1 protein-coding gene is annotated in these 563 nt (G+C 43.9%); it reads right to left on the minus strand.

Going from position 1 to position 563, the window contains the following annotated elements:
• Positions 1 to 563: hypothetical protein (locus HMPREF9441_RS18945; protein ID WP_216593526.1), on the minus strand; the 563-nt coding region annotated here is incomplete at both ends.

The following is a 563-nucleotide window of genomic DNA, read 5'->3' on the forward strand; positions in this document are numbered from 1 at the left end:
CCGCCTGTAGCCGAGAAGGTTATACGTGCTGTAGCTTCTCCATTACATTTCACAAACGCATCAGCTGTATTTACCGTTAAGCTTACAGTTTGTACTGCTACTACCTCTACCTTATTAGATGCTGCTGATTTGCAATAATTAACATCTTGTACGTAGAACTCATAAGTACCTGGTGGCAATGTAAAGAGATTGCTAGTGGTATAGGTTGTTGTACCTCCTAATTGGTACTGATAACCTCCTGAACCACCCGTAGCCGTTACTTGTATAGTTGCCTGTGTTTGTAAGCAGGTAGTTGGACTTACTATCGAAGCCGTTACTTTTATTTCCTGTGGCTCGTCTATAGTTACCGGTATGGTCAAGTCGCAGTTCCAACCGTCCACTATCTTCACATTATACTCTCGTGCATCAAGCCCTGTAAAGGTCGTACTAGTTTGCGCTCCGTAAATTTGCGCTCCTCCTACTTCCCACAGTTCGTACGTGTAGTTACCACTACCGCCTGTAGTACCACTTACCGTAATGCTACCACCTCTTTCACTGAAGCACTTTACATCAGTCTTAGTTAC

Source organism: Paraprevotella clara YIT 11840 (genome assembly GCF_000233955.1).
Taxonomy (GTDB): Bacteria; Bacteroidota; Bacteroidia; order Bacteroidales; family Bacteroidaceae; genus Paraprevotella; species Paraprevotella clara.